Genomic DNA, 18,950 nt, shown 5'->3' with positions numbered 1-18,950 from the left:
TCCAGTGTTCGCTCGAAGTGTTCGCCCTCAGGCCCGTTTGAACAGGCCGGCCAGGAGCGAAATGACCAGGAAGGCGAGAAAGATGAAGAACAAAATCTGCGCTATACCGGCGGACGTGCCGGCGATGCCGCCGAAACCAAGCGCGCCGGCAATGATTGCCACGACGAGAAATACGAGCGCCCAGTAAAGCATGGTTCATCTCCTTCCGAATGGTGCAGGGAAAACGTGGGTGGATGCGGTTTGTTCCACCATTTGCCGAAAAAGACGATGCTTGCAAACCGTTAGAGGCGGAACCGACAGCGAAATTCAGGAATGACGGTCTCGGCTGCCAAAAGGCCGCCCGACGCATCGCGTCGAACGGCCTTTGATTTTTTGATGTTCGTGCCGGAAACAGCGAACCTATGCGGCGGCCTTTGCCTGGCGGTCAAAGAACAGCGCCTGGCTGATCAGCGCCTTGACCATGTCGGGATTGAACGGCTTGGTCACCAGGAAGGCCGGTTCGGGGCGCTCGCCGGTCAAGAGCCGCTCGGGGAAGGCGGTGATGAAGATGACCGGCACCGAGGTTGACGACAGGATCTCGTTGACCGCCTCGATGCCCGAACTGCCGTCGGCGAGCTGGATGTCGGCCAGCACCATCTTCGGCCGTGTCTTGCCGAACATCGTCACTGCTTCGGCATGCGTGCGCGCCGTTCCAACCACACGATGACCGAGGCTCTCGACCATCTCCTCTATGTCCATGGCAATCAGCGGTTCGTCCTCGATGATGAGCACGTCGGTCGCCACCTGGCGGGAAATTTCATTGCTTGCCTGGGCAAGCAGTTCGGAGAATTGCTGGTCGCCGACGTCGAGAATCTCGGCCGCCTCGTCCTCGCTGAAGCCTTCGACCGCAACCAGCAGGAAAGCCTGGCGGGGCAGCGGCGCGATCGCATTGAGATTGGCGGCGGCGCGCTGCTCCCACGCCGATTGCGCCTGTTCCTGCGGTACGCGGATGGCGACGGAGGTGAACAGCTTGGCGAAAACCTTGTACAGAGCGATGCGATCGCTCGATGCCTCAGGGAAGATGTCGACGTCGGCGATGATGGCTTCAAGCATCGCAGCGACCAGCGCGTCGCCGCTCTCTTGCGATCCCGAGACAGCGCGCGAGAAGCGGCGCAGGAATGGCAGATGCGGTGCGATGGTGGCGGATAAACTCATGGTAAAACGTCTCCCTCAGAATGACGTGATTGCCTGGATTGCAGGTCAAGCTGATTGCAAGCCCCGCTAATACAACGCGGGTTTTCCGAAAAAGTTCCGGCCGATATGGAACGAAAAGGCGGGAACGGCGTTTGGTGTCGGGATGGGCAACCAGACGAGGGTGCCGCTTGCCTTGTATTGAGTTGAGTATGAGCGGCCTAGCGCTGGGAATATAAGGGCGAAATGAAGGACATGACGAAAGATATTCTGGCTGGCGCCGAGGGTAGGCGCCGGAACGGTGTCGGTGACCCTCTGGGGCCGAACTCTGAGATCGGACGCAAACTCAAACAATATTACGACGAGCTGGTCTCCGACGATGTGCCGGATCGCTTTGCCCAGTTGCTCAGCCAGCTGGAACAGACCGAACCCGCACAGAAGAAGGACTGAGGCATGGCAGCGGTCTCCCAAGGCTTCAAGACCGATCTGCTTGGGGCAATCCCGAGCTTGCGGGCCTTTGCCGTGTCGCTGACGCAGAATGCCGACAAGGCCGACGACCTCGTCCAGGAAACGCTGGTCAAGGCCTGGGACAAGCATGAGAGCTTCCAGCCCGGCACCAATCTCAAGGCATGGCTTTTCACGATCCTGCGCAATGAATTCTATTCGCAGATGCGCAAACGCGGCCGCGAGGTTCAGGACAGCGACGGCATCATGACAGCGAGGCTCGCGGTGCATCCCGCCCAGCACGGCCAACTCGACCTCAAGGATTTTCGTGGTGCTCTCGAGCAATTGCCGGAAGACCAGCGCGAGGCCATCATTCTCATCGGCGCATCGGGCTTCTCCTACGAGGAGGCCGCCGAAATCTGCGGTTGCGCGGTCGGAACGATCAAGAGCCGCGTCAGCAGGGCCCGCACGCGCCTGCAGGAAATCCTGAAGATTTCCGGCGAGGACGAATATGGTCCCGATGCGATCTCGGCTCAGGTCACGGGGACCGCGGCGCATTGACGTAAGGTTCAGAGAGCGAATTCGGACGCAGCTGTATCGATCTTACCCCGCGGAGCCGCGTCCGTAGGCCCGAGCCACCGCTTCGACGAGATCCTCGCCTGAATAGGGTTTGGTGACCAGCCTCACCCCCGGAAAGGACGCCTTGATCTCGTCCGCATCCGAATAGCCGGAGGCAAACACGAAAGGGACGCCTGTTTCCCGCAAGCCGGCGGCGAATTCGAGCGTCGATGTGCCGCCCAGCATCAGATCGACAATGGCCGCGTCAAACTGCATCGCGACCTTTCCGCCGTCGACCTCGGCCAGGTCTCGGGCTATCACCACTTCCCGCGCACCGTGGTCGCGGCAAAGCTGCTCGACATCCATGGCGATGAGGAATTCGTCCTCCAGGACAAGAATCCGCAATCCGTCAAGCAATGTGGGCATCACAGGTGAAGGCTCCTTGAAACGCCGGGAGTCATGATCGCAATTGGGTGTGTTGTCATTTAAAAAAGACATGCCCTCAACCTGGAACTCCGATCCCGGCAAAACGTTTAAGGGTGCCTGCTGACCGGCAGGCTTTCGAAGAGGGGTCGAAATGCCAGGGCAGAACGGGCGTGCTTCATCGAGCCGGCAATATCCTTGCGAGAAATGTCCTTTACGGCCATTGCCGGTTTTCCGCGAGTTCGAAAATCAGGAACTGGCCTTCATCAGCAAGTTCAAGAAGGGGGAACTCGCGGTCGACAAGGGCGCCACGGTGCTCGTGGAGGGGAGCCATAGCGCCCATCTCTACACTGTACTGTCCGGCTGGGCGTTCCGCTACAAACTGTTGCCGGACGGCCGACGACAAATTCTCAACTATCTCATGCCCGGCGATCTCATCGGCCTGCAAGGCAGCGTCATGGGGGAGATGCAGCATTCCGTCGAGGCCTTGTCGCCGATGCTGCTTTGCGTTTTTGAACGCGACAATCTGCACGAACTCTACCGCAACCATCCGGGTCTCGGCTACGACATCACCTGGATCGCGTCGCGCGAAGAACGCATGCTGGACGAGAACCTGCTCAGCGTCGGCCGCCGCAGCGCGATCGAGCGCGCCGCTTATCTGATTGCCTTCATAGCCAGCCGCGCCAAGGTCGTCGGGCTGAACGGCAAGCAATCCATCCAGATTCCGATCACGCAGCAGCACATCGCCGATACGCTCGGCCTGTCGCTGGTTCACACCAACAAGACGATCCGCAAACTGATGGACCGCAAGCTGATCCTTTGGCGGGACGGTGGCTGCGAGGTGGTCGACACTGAAGGGCTCAAGCAGCTCGCCGGTTGGGAAGGGTTGGGCGAGGGCCGTCGCCCACTGATCTGACGACACGCCCTCTAGCCATGGTCTGGTGATTGGTGCGTCCGCGCGCGTTTTGGCTAGAGCAGCTACTGTTTCACGGACACAGCGAATTGCTCTATCTCTTTGTTTTTGACGCAACTCCCCAGGGAAAGTGCTACGCACTTTTCCCGGGGAAACCGCTTCACACTTTTCCTGGAGTTGCTCTAGTTTATCCCGATACCGGAACCTTGAGACGCAAGGCGCGTTTGAAATCGAGCAATCACAAGGAGTTAAGCAATGGCAACCGCCGCAGGAAAGACCGCCAACGAAGCGCGGACGAATTCGGACCTCGAAGCCGACATCAAGCAGTTGAAGGCCGATATCGACAAGCTCACCAAGCAGTTGGCCAAGACCGGCGAACATGGCTACGGCACGGCGCGCCGCGCGGCGGCCGAGGGTGTCGAGCAGTTGCGTGCCCAAGGGGAAGCGGCCTTTGACAGCCTGCGCGGCAATGCCAGGGATATCGAGGCACAGATGGTGGCGAGCGTGCGCGAAAAGCCGGTGACGTCGCTGGCGATCGCCGCGGGCGTCGGCTTCCTCTTCGCGCTGCTCGCGCGTCGCTAGATCCGCTCCAGATGGGACTGCTGGCATCCCTGCTTTCGGGTTTCGCCTCGGGTGAAACCATGGCCGCCATACGCCGCGCGCGTACGGCGGCCATCATCTATGCGCTTGCCGCGCTGGCGGCTTTGTGCGGTCTCGGCTTTCTGGTCGGGGCAGCCTATATCTGGGCCGCGGCCCGCTATGGATCGTTCGCGGCGGCGCTTGGCTTCGGTGTCGGCTTCCTGGTGATCGCCGGCCTCGTTCTTCTCGTCCATCGCTTGATGTCCGGCGCCCGCGCCCGCCGCGAGGCGCGGCGGCGCAACGCCGACATGAAGGCGATCGGCATCACGGCCGCACTTGCCGTGCTGCCGGCCTTGCTCAAGGGAAAGGGCGGCCTCGGCGTGATTCTGGGCCCGGCCGTGGCGCTCGCCGCCTATGCCATATACCGCGAGAATACGAAGCCCAACGATCCGGATGGCGGGCACGAGACATGACGCCGCCGCTCTGATCCTCGATAGGATCCGTCACTTGGACAGATCTTCCAGCGGCATCGATATTTCGGCGAAGACGCCTTCGGGCCGGAATTCATGGGTGACTTCGCTTGAAATGACCTTGGCCAGGCTGCGGCGGATGAGAATCGAGCCGAAGCCGTGGCGCTGCGGCGGGGCGACTTCAGGGCCGCCGCTTTCGCGCCAGGTCAGCACCAGGCGCCGGTCGCCCTTCCTGCCTTGTGTCTTCCAGCCGAGGTCAACCTTGCCCGATGCAACCGACAGCGATCCATATTGCAGCGCATTGCTGGCCAGTTCGTGCAGGATGAGCCCGAGGCCGACGGCCTGGTCGGGCGACAGCAAAAGGTCGGCGCCGGAGATGGCGATACGCGGCTGGTCGTCGGTGTCAAAGGGCCTGATCTCGATCTGGACGAGTTCGCGGATGCCGATGCCGCGCCACTCGCGGTCGGACAAGAGATTGTGGGCGATGCCCAATGCCTGAAGCCGGGCGCCGAAGGCGTCGAGGAATTCGCTCGGCTGGCGGGCATGACGCACGGTCTGCGTCGCCAGCGCCTGGACGGTCGCCAGCGTGTTCTTGACGCGATGGTTGAGTTCGCGCAGCAGGAGCCGCTGCCGCTCTTCGCCGAGCTTGCGTTCGGAAATGTCGTAGTTGACGCCGAAGATCAGCGTCGGCTTGCCGTCGCCGTCGCGCTCGATGACGCTGCCGCGCGTGGCCACCCAGCGCGGCGGATGAAAGTCCTTCACCCGGTATTCGCCGAAATAGTCGTCGCTGCCGGTCAAGGCGTCGCGAAAGCGGGTTTCGGTCTGATAGACGTCGCGCGGATCGATGGCGGTCAGGATGTCGCGTGCCCGCAGCCGGGTCGAACGTGGCAGGTTGAACAATTCCGACAATCGCACATCGCACTCGATGATGTCCGTGCGGACATCCCATGCCCAGCTGGCCAGCGATGCCGCTTCGAGCGCGATGGCACGCCGCTTCTCCTCGCGCGCAAGTGCTGCCTCGGCGATGGCACCGCTGCGGGTCGCGTCCTTCAAGGCGAACAGGCTGGCGGCGAGTCCTGCCAGCGTCTTCAGCTGGTCGAGCTTGGCCTGTGACGGAAAGGCATGTGGCTTGCGGTCGAGCACGCACAGCGTGCCGATCCTGGCGCCTGCCACGAGCATCGGCGCGCCAGCGTAGAAACGCACATGGTGCTTGCCGGTGACCAGCGGATTGGCCTTGAAGCGAGGGTCTGTCGTCGCGTCGGTCACCACCATGGGATCGTCGCCGGCTGCGATGGCGTGGGCACAGAAGGAGATGTCGGTCGAGGTTTCGGTCTCGTCGAGCCCAAAGCAGGACTTGAACCATTGCCGCTCGACATCGACGAGCGTCACCAGGGCGACCGGCACCTGCATCACGGATGCGGCAAGGCCGGTGATGCGGTCGAAATCCGGGTCAGGCGCCGTATCCAGCATCTCCAGCCCGTGCAGCACGGCCAGCCGGTCTTGGTCCTCTATCGAGCGCGCGACCTCGGCCGGCAGGCTCGTCCCTATTTCCGCCTTGCTATTCACCCCAATCCCCAATGCCCATGCCGGTCTTCGCCGTCTTGCCAAACCACCGGCCCGCTACGGGCTCGCTTTCCCGGAACCATCCTAGCAGGGAACCGTTACCCGACCGTGTTTTGCCGAGTGCGCCAACAGGCGCAGAACGAAACAAGGATCGGCCATGACCAAGATCATTCCCGAAGACAAGGCGCGACAGGGCCGATGGGGCTGGCACGGCCTGCGCATCCTGATCGCCGCGCTGCTGCTGGCCATCGCTGCCTGGGGCATCGCCGAAATCTATGGTGAGGTGGCCAAGACACCGGCGACGCAGCAGGGAAGCGCGCCGAGCGGCTAGGGCAATTGCGGGAAAAGCGTGAAGCGGCTTTCCGTCCGGGATGGCGTCAAGACAATGCTCCGGATTTTCGGCCGTCATGGTTGGGGATCGCATCAGGCGGCCTTTGCCTCGGCGATGCTGGCGGGCACCAGGACGTTCAACGCACGAGGCTTGATCTCGATGGTGGTTTCACGATCAAGCCGGACCAGTTCACCATCCATGACGGCGCGGAACTTCCTGCTGCCGGAATGGATTTTCAGGACAGTGCGGTCGGACTGATGGATTTCGACATGTTCATTGTCGCGCCATTTGCCGCGCGCCACGTTGAAGAGGAACTTCACCAGTTCGGCACGCTGCTGCGCCACCGTGACGTAGATGCCCAGCACGCCGCCCGAAGGGTTGTCCGCATAGGGAAGGTGGCCCTCGCCGAACAGATTGTTGGTGACGCCGATGCCTGTTATGCGCGCCGTCATCTCTGCGTCCCCGATGCCGAGCGTCACGTTCATCCCAGGCGGGTTCTTGATCGTCGCCCACGCCGCCTTGGCCGAAGCTCCGATCTTGCCCAGGCGCGACCCAAATTCCATGCCTTGGCGCAGTTGCACCATCTTGGCATGCATGCCGATCGAGAACTGATGGACGAAGGGTTGGCCATTGGCCGTGGCCATGTCGACCGCGATGATCTCGCCGTCGGCGAAGGATTCCAGCGCGGCGTCAAGCGACTGCGGAATGCCGAGACCGCGTGCGAACAGGTTCATGGTGCCGGCCGGCAATATGGCAATCGCCTTCTTCTTGCCCATCAGCCTGGCGGCCGCGGCTGAAATGGTTCCGTCACCGCCACCGGCGAGCACGACATCGACGGTGCGGCGCGAGGCAGCGCTGTCGAGGGTTTCCACAACGTCCTTGCCGGCAACGACATCGATGCTGAGAGAATGGCCTGCCGTCTCCAGCGTCTGGCGCATCCTGTCGGAAAGGGCGGCGAGGTCGGTGGTGCGCAAGGTGCCGCCGTCCCGGTTCAGCACCGCCGCAAATTTCATGCCCCGCTCCGTCTGTCAGCCAAAATGTGCCGGGGCGAGCCCAGCCGCAGGCTGAAACGTGACGGTATGGGAAAGGTTCCATTCGAACGATGCAATTCAGCGCATGGTCTCAAGCCGCCGTGCAACCGCTCCGTGTTTTTTCGCCGCCGGATCCAGGCCAATTTTGTCGGAACAACAGCATGGTCACGACGTTGTGAACCCGTAGAGATGCCACGCCCGATCTTCCCAGCGACGGTTCAGTCGGGCGCGGCGTGCACGAAATCATGCACGAGGAGAGACTATCATGATCCGCACCCTTTTTGCCACGACCGCACTCGCAACGCTGATCGCGACCGGCGCCTTCGCACAGAGCGCGACCACCCCGGCTCCGGCGGACGCCGCCGCCGTTCAGGAGCCGGCCGCAGCCGCTCCGGTACCGCGCGCGGAAGGCAGCATCGTCACCAACATCATCGGCGAATCCGTCTATAACGGCACGGGCGACGACGCCGAGAACATCGGCAAGGTCAGCGATGTCGTCTTCGACAAGGATGGCATGGCGAAATCCGTCGTCATCGGCGTCGGCGGCTTTCTGGGCGTAGGCGCGAAAAATGTCGCCTTCGACTACGACAAACTGCAGTGGGCCGAGAAGAATGGCGACCGCTGGCTGGTTGCCCAGACAACCAAGGAAGAACTGACGGCGCATCCGGAGTTCGACAGCAAGCCCTATGGGCCCGCGCCGGCGCCAGCCGCTTCGACGGATGCGACAGCTCCCACGGCTCCCGCGACAACGGATACCGCGCAGAAACCTGTCGACATGAATGCCACCCCGGCTGAGCCGGTGAAGCGCGCCGACGGCAACCTTGCCACCAATATCATTGGTGAGACCGTCTACAACGGCACCGGTGACGACGCGCAGAATATCGGCAGTGTCAACGACATCGTGCTGTCCAAGGAGGGCAAGGCCGAATCCCTGGTTATCGGGGTGGGTGGGTTTCTTGGCCTAGGCGCCAAGAATGTCACCTATGATTTCGGCAAGGCACAGTGGGCCGAGAAAAACGGCGACCGCTGGCTGGTGGCGCAGACGACAAAGGAAGAGTTGCAGGCGCAGCCGGATTTCAACCGGAAGGCCTATGATCCGGTGCCGGCAACGACGGCTTCCAACGAGCCCGCGGCGACAGCACCGGCCACGACCACGGCTCCCGCCGCCGCTCCGGCGGACAAGACAGCCGAGGCTCCGGCCGCGACGGCTCCCGACCAGACGCAGACGGCTGCCATCGACAAGTCCACGCTGACCGCGATGCCGGTTGGTGAGATCAAGGCCGACGACCTCAAGGGCACCACGGTCTACGGCGCCAATGATGCCAAGGTCGGCGAGATCGGCGATGTCGTGCTGACGCCCGACAACAAAACCGATGCCGTGATCGTCGACGTCGGCGGCTTCCTGGGCATCGGCGGGAAGGAGGTCGCGGTTGGCCTGGATAATCTCAAATTCATGACCGATAAGGACGGCAAGAAGTATCTCTACACGACCTTCACCAAGGAACAGCTGCAGGCGCAAACCGCCTATGACAAGGGCAGCTATACCGAGAAGCGCGACCAGCAGCGGATGATTGTGAGGTAGGGCAGTAGGGCAGTAGGGCAGTAGGGCAGTAGGGTGCGGCGTCGGTGCTGGTATATCCAAACATACTGCCTTACTGCCTTATTCCCCTATTGCCTTACTGACATGGCCAACCACGCCATTTTCCGTCAATTCCGCCAGCGCCAGTGACTGGTCGAGATGTTCGGCCCGCCAGGCGAGAAGCCGCTCGGCGAATTCCAGACGGGTGGACAGATGTGCGGGGCTGTTGGCGAGGTTGGTCAGTTCGCCCGGGTCCGCCTCGATGTTGAAAAGCAACGGCGGCAAGCCGCCGCCAAAATGCACGTATTTGAACTTCTTGGTCCGGATGACCGCCAGGTTGCACTGGCGAGAGTCAATGCCGAAATGCGCTTCGGCCTCGCCGCCCGCGATCGAGCGGAAGTCGAATTCCCAGTGCGCGGCATCGCGCCAGCTAGCCGGGGTTCCGCCGCTCAGGAATGGTTTCAGCGAACATCCGTCGAGATGCGGTTTGGGCGGCTCGCCAAGCAGGTCCACAAGCGTGGGCAAGATGTCCACCGCTTCGGTGAAGCGATCGATGCTGGTGCCGGCAGCCTTGCGATGTCGCGGATCGCGAATGATCAGCGGAATGTGGTAGCTGCCGTCGAAATAGCCGCCCTTGCCCAGCATGAAATGATCGCCCATCATTTCGGCGTGGTCCGAGGTGAGAATGATGATGGTGTCGTCCCAGGCGCCTGAAACCTTGACTGCCTGCCAGATGCGGCCAAGCTGTGCGTCGACCTCCGAAATCATGCCGTAGTAAATCGCCCGGATGCGGCGGAAGTCATCCTCGCTCCAGTCGTGCACCCTGCCTGTCGCGCCGGGACGGAACTTAGCGCGTTTCTGGCGGCTAAGATCATAGGCGAGATAGGGATGGCTCTGAGCTTCAGCCCGCCAACTCTCCGCCCGGTGGAACGCCGGGCCATCGGCCGGATCATATAGCGTGTTGTAGGGCTCCGGGACGATGAAGGGTGGATGCGGACTGATGAAGGAGAGATGCGCGAACCAGGGCGTGGCCTGCTCCTGCTCGCCGAGCCAGCGGATGAACTCGCCGGCAAGGAAAGCCGTCGGCGTATGGTCTTTCGAATAGATTGGCGGTGCCTCAGTCACCGCGTCGGCGTCGCCTTCCTCGTCTACGGGACGATGGATGTCGGGAGATCCGGCGCTAGCATCGATGCCGCGCAGCTTCAGCCAGGACAACCATTGCTTCTGGTGCTCGGGCAGCAGTTGGCGCACCGTGAATCCAGGCAGTACGCCTTCATAGCTTTTCAGCCTCGGATCGCCTGAACTCATGAGGCGCGGATCGAGCGACACGTCGGTGTAACCGAACAGGGTCGGATCGTAGCCGAGGCCGCGCGCGTGCAGAGCGATGTTGCCGTGGCGGGCGTCAAGTGGCGAGCCGTTGCGGCAGACCCGGTTGTTCATCTGGTAGAGGCCGGTGTAGAGGCAGGCACGGGCCGGTGAACAGGGCGCCGCGCCGGCATAGTGCCGCTTGAACAGCACGCCTTCCCCGGCCAGTGCATCGGCATTCGGCGTCTTGACAACGGAGTGGCCGGCGGCCGACACGCAATCGCCGCGCCACTGGTCGCAAGTGATCAGGAGAACGTTGGGGCGCCTGGCTTTTCCTGTCACTCGCGATACCTTTCGCTGCATGTTCGACGCCGCTCATGGAAACGATTTCCGGCAATGGCGCAAGACCGCTCTCGTTAGCTAATTGGTGAACAAATCTCTTTTGATTGTTCACTTTTACAGCACAGTCCATTCTGTGTTTGCCGCCTTTGCCGCAAGCGGTGGTGTCCTCATATTGGCGTGGACAGCGGCGAGGGCCGCACAAACACAAGGGAAGGAGCAAGACAATGCTCGACCAGATCAAGGGCCTCCATCACGTCACCTCGATGGCTGGGGATGCGCGCCGGAACAATGATTTCTTCACCCACAAGCTTGGCCTGCGCCGGGTCAAGAAGACAGTCAATTTCGACGCGCCTGATGTCTACCACCTCTATTATGGCGACGAGGTCGGCACGCCCGGTTCGGTGATGACATATTTTCCGTTTCCCAACATCGGCAAGGGCCGCCGCGGCGTCGGCGAAGTCGGCACCACGGTCTACTCCGTGCCGCAAGGCACGCTCGCCTATTGGGAAAAGCGCTTCGCCGACGAAGGCGTGGCGGATGTCTCCCGCGAGGAGAGCTTTGGTGAGAAACGGCTCAGATTTGCGGGCCCCGACGGCGACGGTTTCGCGCTCGTCGAGGCCAAGGCCGATAGCCGTGCGCCCTGGGTCAAGGGCGGTATTCCGGCCGACGAAGCGATCCGTGGCTTCCATTCGGTCGCGCTTCGGCTGAAGGATGGCGGCGCCACCGAAGAGCTCTTGAAATTCATGGGCTACGAGGAGATCGAGAAGTCGGGCAATGTCAGGCGGCTGGCCGTGAAGAACGGCAATGGCGCCGATGTCGTCGATATCGAATCGCTGCCGACCGCGGCCTTCGCCGACCTCGGCGCCGGCTCTGTCCACCATGTCGCCTTCGCCGTCGAGAACCGCGCCAAGCAGCTCGAAGTGCGCAAGGCGTTGATGGATACGGGTTATGGGGTGACACCGGTGATCGATCGCGATTACTTCTGGGCGATCTATTTCCGCACGCCAGGCGGCGTGCTGTTCGAAGTCGCCACCAACGAGCCGGGGTTCGACAGGGACGAGGACACCGCGCATTTGGGCGAAGCGCTGAAGCTGCCGACGCAGCACCAGCATCTGAGGCCCTATCTCGAACAGCATCTGCAGAAGCTGGAAGGCTGAGACCATGAGCAAGGACGCTTACATCCACAAGGTGCTGCCCGGTTCGCCGGGCGGCCCCATGCTTTTCGTCTTCCACGGCACCGGCGGCGACGAGAGCCAGCTTCTGTCGCCGGGGCGCGATCTCATGCCCCAGGCCACCATCATCTCGCCGCGCGGCGATGTGTCGGAACACGGCGCGGCGCGCTTCTTCCGCCGCACCGGTGAGGGCGTCTACGATATGGGCGACCTGGCGCGAGGGACGAGCAAGATGGCTGAGTTCGTCAAGGCGCATGTCGAAGCAGTCCATGTCGGGGCGGCAAAGCCATCGGCGGTGCTGGGCCTCGGCTATTCCAACGGCGCCAACATCCTGGCCTCGGTGGTGTTCGCCGAGCCTGCACTGTTCGACGCCACGGTGCTGATGCATCCGCTGATCCCGTTCGAACCGAAGGTGGAGGGCAGCCTCGCCGGCCGACACATCCTGCTGACCGCCGGTAAGCGCGATCCGATCTGCCCGCCGAACCTGACGACGCGGCTCGAAGCCTATTTGCGTGCCGACGGCGCCGATGTCACAGTGGAGTGGCACGAAGGCGGGCACGAAGTGCGGCCAAATGAAATCGAAGCGGCGCGGCGGTTATTTGCCGGTGTCGCTCAAGGAGTTTAGAAATGCCCGACCAACTGCCTGAGATCGAATTGGAAGACCGCGGCTCCAAGGGCCGCTATGTCCTGCGCGGCCCCGGTGGCGCCGAGGCCGAGATGACCTTCACCAAGATCGGCGAGCACCAGATCATCATCGACCACACGGAAGTGCCGGACGCGTTTCGCGGCCAGGGTGCCGGACTTCGGCTGGTCACCCGCGCCGTCGAGGATGCGCGCGCGGCGGGCAAGAAGATCATCCCGCTTTGCCCGTTCGCCAACGCCCAGTTCCGCCGCCATCCGGAATGGGCCGACGTGCTGAAGCAGTAGCGAGCCGCACTTCGTCGACAGGCGGCAGCGGGGGGATAAAGGGGCAACTCCCGCTGCCGGTTGGCTTTGTCATTTGCCGCGACCGGATATCTTGCCTAGATATGATATCTCGCCGTGCCGACAAACGAACTGAATGATCCCCTGATGACCGAAACAGACCTCGTCCCCGTCTTCGACGGCCACAACGATACGTTGCTGCGCCTTTATCAGTCCAAGAACGCGGACGTCGAAAAGCTGTTCATCGAGGGAAAATCGGGCGGTCATATCGACCTGCCGCGCGCGAAAGCCGGCGGCTTTGCCGGCGGCATGTTCGCGATCTTCCCACCCCCGGTCGAGAAGGCCAGGCGAAGCGCCGTGCCATTGGCACCCAGCGACAGCGAGCCGCTGCCGCCGGAGGTGCCGCGCGCCGATGCGCTCAATTCGACGATTGCGATGGCTTCGATCCTGTTCCGGCTGGAAAGGGCCGGGGCGCTTGCCGTCTGCCGCAGTGCCGGCGACGTGCGCAACGCCATGGCGCAAGGCACGATTGCGGCAGTCTTCCACATCGAGGGCGTCGAGGCGATCGATCCCGAACTCACCATGCTCGATGTGCTGCATGCCGCCGGCCTGCGTTCGCTTGGCATCGTCTGGAGCCGTCCAAATGCCTTTGGCCACGGCGTGCCGTTCCGCTTTCCGTCCTCGCCGGACACGGGCCCGGGCCTGACCGATGCCGGCAAGGCGCTGGTCAAGGCCTGCAACGAGCTGAAGATCATGATCGATCTTTCGCATCTCAACGAAAAAGGCTTTCGCGATGTCGCGGGGCTCAGCGATGCGCCGCTGGTCGCCACGCATTCCAACGTGCATGCGATATGCGGCCACTCGCGCAATCTGACCGACTGGCAGCTCGGCGCGATCCGCGAGTCCGGCGGCATGGTCGGGCTGAACTTCGCCACCGGATTCCTGCGCGAGGACGGCCGCATGAATGCCGATACCAGCCTCGACATCATGGTGCGCCATGTCGATTCCCTGCTGCAGGCGCTGGGCGAGGATGGCGTCGGCCTCGGCTCGGATTTCGACGGTGCCATGATCCCGGCCGTCATCGGCGACGTCGCCGGCCTGCCGAAGTTGATCGATGCGCTGGCCGAGCGTGGTTTTGGCCGGGCGCTGATCGAGAAGATCGCTTACCGCAATTGGTTGAGCATGCTTGAGCGCACGATAGGTTGAGGCGACAATTCTGGACGATCGAGATTGAGGCTTTGGTGCGCCCCAAAAGTCGTCATCCTAGGGTCTGCGCGCGTCGCTTCGCTTCCTGCTCCGCCCCAGAATGACGAGTGATGGGAAAGCCTAAGCACCCATCCTTTTGAGCCAATCCTTACCGACGCCGCGATCGCGGATGATCGGCAGCGGATCTTCAGAATCAAGCCGCGCGCAGATGCGGTAGACCTCGAGTGTCTCGGCGCTCATCTCGCCGCGCTTGTAGAAGAACATGGCAGCGGCGTAGCGCGTGCGGCCGGACCATTTTTCGCCGAGCGGCGTGTTGACCAGGTCCCACTGCTCGGCGGCTTCGCCATCTTCTTGCTGCTTGTCCGCTTCGTCGGCCATGGTCAGAAATCCGCCGGCGGATTGGCGGTGCGGCGGTCGAGTTTTATAAACGGCCGTGCCACCACCTTGGCTCGCTTCATCAGCTTCTGATATTGCAGCTCGCGCATGGCGTAGATCTCGACCCAGAGGTCGTCCACCATGGTATCACCATAGGGCCGCGCCAGCGAGGCGATGGCGATGTTGCGCTTGGCCATCGGCGACCACATGGCGGCGCTGACCAGGCCAACCTCCTGGCTTTTCTTGTGGTAGACGATGGCGTGTTCGGCGGGGATGTTGCCTTCGATCTCCAGCCCGACCAGCACATGGCGCAGCCTGCGTTTGGCGCGCGCTTCGAGAATGGCACGGCGGCCGTTGAAGTGGCCTTTCTCCGGATCGATCATGAAGCCGAGCCCGATCTCGTCTGGCATGCGCAGGCGATCGGCGCGGATGGCATGTTCGGCGGTGGTGAAGTCGGCATTGGCAACGATCAGCCCGGCCTCGAGCCGCGCGCGGTTCAGCGCGGTGTAGCCGATGGCACGGATGCCGCGCAGTTCGCCCGCCGCCATCAGCCGATCCCACAGGCTCAGCGCCTTGTCGGCGGTCACAAACAACTCGTAGCCGAGATCGCCGGTGAAGCCGGTGCGCGAGATGGTGACGGTGCCGCCGTCATGGGCGAACTCGGCGAGGTCGAAGATCTTCAGTCTCTCGACGCCGGTGAAGCCGGCATCGCGCAGCACGGCGAAGGAGGTTGGCCCCTGCAGGGCGAGCCCGGCGACGGCCTCGGTTTCTTCCTCGACGGTGACGTCGAATCCAATGGCGCTGTCGAGCAGCCAGGGCAGATGCCGCTCCTGCGAACACAGGCGAAAGCGCGTCGGCGACAGGCGAAACAGCGTGCCGTCGTCGAGGACAAAACCTTCGTCGTCACACCAGGCGGTATAGTGGACACGGCCAGGTCTCAGCTTGGTCACGTCGCGCAAGGTCACGCGGTCGAGGAAGGCTTCGGCATCCGGCCCCTCGATCCGGTATTTGGTCATCGGCGAGATGTCGAACAGCGCCGCCTGGCTGCGGATGGCGAAATATTCCAGCTCCTCGTCCCACAGCGAATGCGGCGCGCGGTAGCCCGCCCAGTTGTACCAGTCCTCAGTCCTGGCCAGCGTATCGAGGTGCGGTTGGAACGGGGTGCCGAGGCGCAGCGTGCGGAAATGGCCTTGCGCGGCGATGCGTGCGGAAACGACGGCACTGGCGGTCTTTGCAACGGGCTTCTTCCTGGTTGCCTGGGCCATGACCTACCTCTTCATCGCAATGATGCGCCGCGCGGCATTGAGGCCGGGTGCGCCGGAGACACCGCCACCGGGATGCGAGCCGGCACCGGCTAGGAACAATCCTTCAAGCGGCGTGTCGTAGCCGGACCAACCCGAGATGGGACGCGAGATCAGCATCTGGTCGGCCTGCAATTCGCCGTGGTGCCAGTGGCCACCCGGCATGCGGTAACGCGTCTCGATATCGGCCGGCGTCAGCAACTCGGCATGGACAACGCTCTTGCCGATGCCGGGCGCATAAGACTCGAGCTGCGCCATGATCGCCTTGAGGAATTTCGGCTTGCCGGCAGCCCAGCCTTCCTTCAACGCATAGGGCGCGTATTGCACCACCGCCGACAGCACGCATGCTCCCTCAGGCGCGAGCGACGGATCGGCGAGGCTGGGCAGGGTGATCTCCATCACCGGCTCGGCTGAGAATTCGCCATATTTGGATGGATTGAAGGCGCGCTCGACATGATCGGGCGAGGGCGCGATGACCAGCCTGCCCTTGTGGCCGGCGGCATCGACGCCGCTGAATTGCGGCGGCCGATCCAGCGCCAGATTGAGTTTCGCCGCGTCGCCTTTCATCCGAATGTTCTTCACCTTGCGCACGAAGCCGGTGTCGAGCTCGCGCGGCCCGACAAGGTCGAGGAAAGTTGTCGCCGGATTGATGGCGGAGATGACTGTCCTGGCGCGCAGCTCCTCGCCGGTGTCGAGCGCGACGCCGGCGGCGCGGCCTTTCTCGACGATGATCTTTCCGACGGGCGCCGATGTCCGGACGGTGACGCCGGCCATCTCCGCCGCCGCGCGGATGGCGGCGACAACGGCGCCCATACCGCCTTGCGGCAGCATCTGTGCGCCGGACGCACCGCCGATCTCGCCGGCGAGGCGATAGTAGAGGCCGAGCAGCGAGGTCGGCGAGCGCGGGCCGAGATGGCTGCCGAGTGTCGCATCGAAGGCGAGCAGGCCTTTCAGCCTGTCGTCCGCAAGCTGCTCGTCGAGCAGGTCGGCGACGTTCATCAAGAGCACGCGCAGGAAGTCGCGCATGTCTTCCTTGCCGAGTTTCTTCAGCGCCAGCGCGGTCTGGCCGAGGGCAGCGGTCTCCAGCAACGACATGCCGGCGAGATCGGGCGCGCGGCGCGACAAGAAAGGTTTCAGGATGCCGGCATAGCGCAGCAATTGCGCACGCAGTTCCTTCCAGGCGGATTGCTCGGACGCGCTGGCGCCGGTCAGCACCTCGCCATAGGCGCCATGCAGCATCAGCGCTGGGCCGTCTTTCGACAGCGCCACTGACGGCAGGAAGTCGGCGCGGGCGACTTTTAGCCCGTGCTTCTCCAGCTCCAGCGTCTTCATCACGTCGGGGTGCAGACGGTTCAGCACATGGGCGATCGATGAGACGCGAAAGCCCGGCGCGAATTGCTCGGTGCGCGCGGCGCCGCCGGTTTCGCTCACCGCTTCCAGCAGGAGCACCTTGCGGCCGGCTTTCGCCAGAGTGGCGGCGGCGACGAGACCGTTGTGGCCGCCGCCGATGACGAGCACATCCCATTTTGGTGCATCAAATGACGTCATGGGCTGGGCTCATATGCGAGGTGGATTTGGCGAGATCGCGCAGGATTTCGGCGGCGGCATTGCGGCCGGGCGCGCCCATGACGCCGCCGCCCGGATGGGTAGAGGAGCCGCACATATAGAGCCCGCCGACCGGCGAGCGGTATTGCGCGTAGCCCGGCACCGGGCGATTGAACAGAAGCTGGTCGAAGGTCAGTTCGCCCTGGAAAATGTTGCCTTCGGTGAGGCCGACCTCGGCTTCGATCTCGCGCGGCGTGCGCACCTCCATGTGGATGATGCGGTCGCGGAAGCCCGGCGAATACTCTGATATCTGCGCAATCACGCTTTCGGCGAAGCCGTCACGATCGGCATCGGTCCATTCGCGGCCGTTCACCTTGGGCGGCGCGTATTGCACGAAGCAGCTCATGAAATGCTTGCCCGGCGGCGCCATGGTCGGGTCGAGCGTTGTCGGGATCACCATGTCGAGGAAAGGATCGGCCGACCATCGCCCGGCCTTCCAATCGTCATAGGCGCGCTCCATGCGTTCCATCGAATCGGTGAAGTGCATGTCGCCGCGATAGACCGGCGAATCCTTCGGCAGCGCCGGGAATTCGGGCAGCGAATCGAGCGCGATGTTGACCTTGCCGGAGGAACCGCGGATCTTGAAGTTCCTGACCCGACGCAGGAAAATGTCGGGCAGTTCCTTTTCCTCGACCAGCTTCAGGAAGGTGCGCTTCACGTCGGCATTGGAGACGACGAGCTTGCCGTAGATCTCCTCGCCGCCTGCCAGCACCACGCCTTTGGCTTTGCCGCGTTGGACCAGCACATGGTCGACCTCGGCGCCGGTGCGGATGGTGCCGCCCGAGGCCTTGAACGACGCGGCCAGCGCCTTGGTGACCGCGCCCATGCCGCCGCGCGCATAGCCCCAGGCGCCGACCGAGCCGTCGACCTCGCCCATATAGTGGTGCAAGAGCACGTAGGCCGTGCCGGGCGACATCGGCCCAAGCGCCGTGCCGATGATGCCGGACAAAGCGAAGTTGGCCTTGATGACATCGGTCTCGAAGTACTCGTCGAGGAATTCCGAGATCGACATGGTCCAGAAGCGCAGCGTCAGCGCCATTTCTTCCGCCGACAGGCCGGCAAACTTCCTGCCGAGATAGAGCAACTCGCCGAGGTCGCGCGGCTTGAAGCTGGTCGGGTCGGGCGCGGTGCGCATCAAGAGCGGCTGGATGAAACGGCACTGCCGCGTCACGTCGCGGGCGTAGCGATCATAGGCTTCGGCGTCGCGTTTCGAGAAGCGGGCGAATTCGCGCCGGTGCGCATCATGGTCGCGGTAGTTGGCGAGGTAGTCGCCGTCGCGGGTGAACACCGCGCCGCCCTCATAGGAAATGACCTGCAGGCCGAAGCGCGGCAGTTCGAGGTCGCGCATGATTTCGGGGCGGAACAGCGAGCAGACATAGGAGCAGTTGGAGTAGAGGAAGCCGGGTGTCAGCTCGCGGCTGGTGGCGGCACCCCCGACCCAGTCGTTCTTCTCCACCACCAGCACGTCGAGCCCGGCGCGCTGCAGATAGCAGGCGTTGACCAGGCCGTTGTGTCCGCCGCCGATGACGATCGCGTCCCAAGCTTTCATTGTGGCCCAGTCTCTTTGTTTCCGCGCAATTCCCAGGGGAAAGAGTTGTGCGGCTTTCCGGGAAAACCGCTCATGCTTTTCCTGGAATTGCCCTGTACGACCCGCTGTTC

21 protein-coding genes are annotated in these 18,950 nt (G+C 63.1%); 11 read left to right on the top strand and 10 right to left on the bottom strand.

Features of this window, described 5'->3' with window-relative positions; translation table 11 throughout:
- Window positions 1-27 precede the first annotated feature (27 nt).
- Together FJ977_RS15525 and FJ977_RS15520 are read right to left on the bottom strand one after the other, a co-directional pair.
- Entirely contained in the window at window positions 28-192 is a 165-nt protein-coding gene (locus tag FJ977_RS15525; RefSeq protein WP_027031438.1) for a DUF1328 domain-containing protein, read from the bottom strand.
- Window positions 193-399: 207 nt separating this feature from the next.
- Entirely contained in the window at window positions 400-1,194 is a 795-nt protein-coding gene (locus FJ977_RS15520; RefSeq protein WP_064990804.1) for a response regulator, read from the bottom strand.
- Between the two features lie 222 nt (window positions 1,195-1,416).
- On the opposite strand from FJ977_RS15520, the gene FJ977_RS15515 reads away from it, so the two are divergent.
- Together FJ977_RS15515 and FJ977_RS15510 are read left to right on the top strand one after the other, a co-directional pair.
- Window positions 1,417-1,620 carry a NepR family anti-sigma factor gene (locus FJ977_RS15515; RefSeq protein ID WP_056575812.1) on the top strand — a complete coding sequence of 68 codons (204 nt, stop codon included), beginning with the start codon at window positions 1,417-1,419 and terminating at the stop codon, window positions 1,618-1,620.
- Window positions 1,621-1,623: 3 nt separating this feature from the next.
- A complete protein-coding gene (locus FJ977_RS15510; protein ID WP_010911883.1) occupies window positions 1,624-2,175 on the top strand; it encodes an RNA polymerase sigma factor in 552 nt (183 codons plus the stop codon).
- A gap of 42 nt (window positions 2,176-2,217) precedes the next feature.
- Here the strand turns inward: FJ977_RS15510 and FJ977_RS15505 are convergent, their stop codons facing one another.
- Window positions 2,218-2,598: a response regulator gene (locus FJ977_RS15505; RefSeq protein WP_172352833.1), complete on the bottom strand. Its 381-nt coding sequence runs from the start codon at window positions 2,596-2,598 to the stop codon at window positions 2,218-2,220.
- A gap of 151 nt (window positions 2,599-2,749) precedes the next feature.
- On the opposite strand from FJ977_RS15505, the gene FJ977_RS15500 reads away from it, so the two are divergent.
- The 3 genes from FJ977_RS15500 to FJ977_RS15490 all read left to right on the top strand — a co-directional run bounded on the left by FJ977_RS15500 (window position 2,750) and on the right by FJ977_RS15490 (window position 4,560).
- A complete protein-coding gene (locus FJ977_RS15500; RefSeq protein WP_140772696.1) occupies window positions 2,750-3,511 on the top strand; it encodes a Crp/Fnr family transcriptional regulator in 762 nt (253 codons plus the stop codon).
- Between the two features lie 252 nt (window positions 3,512-3,763).
- Window positions 3,764-4,090 (top strand): DUF883 family protein, encoded by a 327-nt coding sequence (locus FJ977_RS15495; protein ID WP_140772693.1) that lies wholly within the window; start codon window positions 3,764-3,766, stop codon window positions 4,088-4,090.
- Window positions 4,091-4,101: 11 nt separating this feature from the next.
- The gene (locus FJ977_RS15490) at window positions 4,102-4,560 is read left to right on the top strand and encodes a hypothetical protein (protein WP_140772691.1); all 459 of its coding nucleotides are present in this window, start codon (window positions 4,102-4,104) and stop codon (window positions 4,558-4,560) included.
- Window positions 4,561-4,590: 30 nt separating this feature from the next.
- Here the strand turns inward: FJ977_RS15490 and FJ977_RS15485 are convergent, their stop codons facing one another.
- Window positions 4,591-6,123 (bottom strand): HWE histidine kinase domain-containing protein, encoded by a 1,533-nt coding sequence (locus FJ977_RS15485; protein WP_140772689.1) that lies wholly within the window; start codon window positions 6,121-6,123, stop codon window positions 4,591-4,593.
- Window positions 6,124-6,277: 154 nt separating this feature from the next.
- Between FJ977_RS15485 and FJ977_RS35795 the strand changes: the two genes are divergently transcribed.
- Complete coding sequence (locus FJ977_RS35795; protein ID WP_181179846.1) at window positions 6,278-6,451, top strand: hypothetical protein; 174 nt, start codon at window positions 6,278-6,280, stop codon at window positions 6,449-6,451.
- Between the two features lie 92 nt (window positions 6,452-6,543).
- On the opposite strand, the gene FJ977_RS15480 is transcribed toward FJ977_RS35795, so the two are convergent.
- Window positions 6,544-7,464: a diacylglycerol kinase family protein gene (locus tag FJ977_RS15480; RefSeq protein WP_140772687.1), complete on the bottom strand. Its 921-nt coding sequence runs from the start codon at window positions 7,462-7,464 to the stop codon at window positions 6,544-6,546.
- A 283-nt stretch (window positions 7,465-7,747) separates the two neighbouring features.
- Here FJ977_RS15480 and FJ977_RS15475 point away from each other — a divergent pair, with 283 nt between their 5' ends.
- A complete protein-coding gene (locus FJ977_RS15475; protein ID WP_140772685.1) occupies window positions 7,748-9,064 on the top strand; it encodes a PRC-barrel domain-containing protein in 1,317 nt (438 codons plus the stop codon).
- A 78-nt stretch (window positions 9,065-9,142) separates the two neighbouring features.
- On the opposite strand, the gene FJ977_RS15470 is transcribed toward FJ977_RS15475, so the two are convergent.
- Window positions 9,143-10,729: an alkaline phosphatase family protein gene (locus tag FJ977_RS15470; RefSeq protein WP_181179844.1), complete on the bottom strand. Its 1,587-nt coding sequence runs from the start codon at window positions 10,727-10,729 to the stop codon at window positions 9,143-9,145.
- A gap of 203 nt (window positions 10,730-10,932) precedes the next feature.
- On the opposite strand from FJ977_RS15470, the gene FJ977_RS15465 reads away from it, so the two are divergent.
- From FJ977_RS15465 to FJ977_RS15450, 4 genes are all read left to right on the top strand, one after another.
- Complete coding sequence (locus FJ977_RS15465; protein ID WP_140772681.1) at window positions 10,933-11,865, top strand: VOC family protein; 933 nt, start codon at window positions 10,933-10,935, stop codon at window positions 11,863-11,865.
- A gap of 4 nt (window positions 11,866-11,869) precedes the next feature.
- On the top strand, window positions 11,870-12,505 hold the full coding sequence (locus tag FJ977_RS15460; RefSeq protein WP_140772679.1) for an alpha/beta hydrolase: 636 nt from the start codon (window positions 11,870-11,872) through the stop codon (window positions 12,503-12,505).
- Between the two features lie 2 nt (window positions 12,506-12,507).
- Entirely contained in the window at window positions 12,508-12,807 is a 300-nt protein-coding gene (locus FJ977_RS15455) for a GNAT family N-acetyltransferase (RefSeq protein ID WP_140772677.1), read from the top strand.
- Between the two features lie 144 nt (window positions 12,808-12,951).
- A complete protein-coding gene (locus FJ977_RS15450) occupies window positions 12,952-14,010 on the top strand; it encodes a dipeptidase (RefSeq protein ID WP_140772675.1) in 1,059 nt (352 codons plus the stop codon).
- A gap of 120 nt (window positions 14,011-14,130) precedes the next feature.
- Here FJ977_RS15450 and FJ977_RS15445 read toward each other — a convergent pair whose 3' ends face one another.
- The 4 genes from FJ977_RS15445 to FJ977_RS15430 are packed head-to-tail and all read right to left on the bottom strand — an operon-like array spanning window position 14,131 to window position 18,840.
- On the bottom strand, window positions 14,131-14,388 hold the full coding sequence (locus FJ977_RS15445; protein ID WP_140772673.1) for a hypothetical protein: 258 nt from the start codon (window positions 14,386-14,388) through the stop codon (window positions 14,131-14,133).
- 2 nt (window positions 14,389-14,390) lie between these two features.
- The gene (locus FJ977_RS15440; RefSeq protein ID WP_140772671.1) at window positions 14,391-15,650 is read right to left on the bottom strand and encodes an aminomethyltransferase family protein; all 1,260 of its coding nucleotides are present in this window, start codon (window positions 15,648-15,650) and stop codon (window positions 14,391-14,393) included.
- A 3-nt stretch (window positions 15,651-15,653) separates the two neighbouring features.
- Window positions 15,654-17,234, bottom strand: a complete 1,581-nt coding sequence (locus FJ977_RS15435; RefSeq protein ID WP_140772669.1) for an NAD(P)/FAD-dependent oxidoreductase — start codon at window positions 17,232-17,234, stop codon at window positions 15,654-15,656.
- The gene (locus tag FJ977_RS15430) at window positions 17,221-18,840 is read right to left on the bottom strand and encodes an NAD(P)/FAD-dependent oxidoreductase (protein WP_140772667.1); all 1,620 of its coding nucleotides are present in this window, start codon (window positions 18,838-18,840) and stop codon (window positions 17,221-17,223) included. The genes FJ977_RS15435 and FJ977_RS15430 overlap by 14 nt, the downstream gene beginning before the upstream one ends.
- Window positions 18,841-18,950 lie beyond the last annotated feature (110 nt).

It is taken from the genome of Mesorhizobium sp. B2-1-3A (assembly GCF_006442655.1).
GTDB lineage: Bacteria > Pseudomonadota > Alphaproteobacteria > Rhizobiales > Rhizobiaceae > Mesorhizobium.
This window is presented reverse-complemented; position numbering and strand designations above follow the sequence as displayed.

Coding starts and splice junctions, on each gene's coding strand:
- FJ977_RS15525 (WP_027031438.1), bottom strand. CDS start 192: ATGCTTTACTGGGCGCTCGTATTTCTCGTCGTGGCAATCATTGCCGGC.
- FJ977_RS15520 (WP_064990804.1), bottom strand. CDS start 1,194: ATGAGTTTATCCGCCACCATCGCACCGCATCTGCCATTCCTGCGCCGC.
- FJ977_RS15515 (WP_056575812.1), top strand. CDS start 1,417: ATGAAGGACATGACGAAAGATATTCTGGCTGGCGCCGAGGGTAGGCGC.
- FJ977_RS15510 (WP_010911883.1), top strand. CDS start 1,624: ATGGCAGCGGTCTCCCAAGGCTTCAAGACCGATCTGCTTGGGGCAATC.
- FJ977_RS15505 (WP_172352833.1), bottom strand. CDS start 2,598: ATGCCCACATTGCTTGACGGATTGCGGATTCTTGTCCTGGAGGACGAA.
- FJ977_RS15500 (WP_140772696.1), top strand. CDS start 2,750: ATGCCAGGGCAGAACGGGCGTGCTTCATCGAGCCGGCAATATCCTTGC.
- FJ977_RS15495 (WP_140772693.1), top strand. CDS start 3,764: ATGGCAACCGCCGCAGGAAAGACCGCCAACGAAGCGCGGACGAATTCG.
- FJ977_RS15490 (WP_140772691.1), top strand. CDS start 4,102: ATGGGACTGCTGGCATCCCTGCTTTCGGGTTTCGCCTCGGGTGAAACC.
- FJ977_RS35795 (WP_181179846.1), top strand. CDS start 6,278: ATGACCAAGATCATTCCCGAAGACAAGGCGCGACAGGGCCGATGGGGC.
- FJ977_RS15480 (WP_140772687.1), bottom strand. CDS start 7,464: ATGAAATTTGCGGCGGTGCTGAACCGGGACGGCGGCACCTTGCGCACC.
- FJ977_RS15475 (WP_140772685.1), top strand. CDS start 7,748: ATGATCCGCACCCTTTTTGCCACGACCGCACTCGCAACGCTGATCGCG.
- FJ977_RS15470 (WP_181179844.1), bottom strand. CDS start 10,729: ATGCAGCGAAAGGTATCGCGAGTGACAGGAAAAGCCAGGCGCCCCAAC.
- FJ977_RS15465 (WP_140772681.1), top strand. CDS start 10,933: ATGCTCGACCAGATCAAGGGCCTCCATCACGTCACCTCGATGGCTGGG.
- FJ977_RS15460 (WP_140772679.1), top strand. CDS start 11,870: ATGAGCAAGGACGCTTACATCCACAAGGTGCTGCCCGGTTCGCCGGGC.
- FJ977_RS15455 (WP_140772677.1), top strand. CDS start 12,508: ATGCCCGACCAACTGCCTGAGATCGAATTGGAAGACCGCGGCTCCAAG.
- FJ977_RS15450 (WP_140772675.1), top strand. CDS start 12,952: ATGACCGAAACAGACCTCGTCCCCGTCTTCGACGGCCACAACGATACG.
- FJ977_RS15445 (WP_140772673.1), bottom strand. CDS start 14,388: ATGGCCGACGAAGCGGACAAGCAGCAAGAAGATGGCGAAGCCGCCGAG.
- FJ977_RS15440 (WP_140772671.1), bottom strand. CDS start 15,650: ATGGCCCAGGCAACCAGGAAGAAGCCCGTTGCAAAGACCGCCAGTGCC.
- FJ977_RS15435 (WP_140772669.1), bottom strand. CDS start 17,234: ATGACGTCATTTGATGCACCAAAATGGGATGTGCTCGTCATCGGCGGC.
- FJ977_RS15430 (WP_140772667.1), bottom strand. CDS start 18,840: ATGAAAGCTTGGGACGCGATCGTCATCGGCGGCGGACACAACGGCCTG.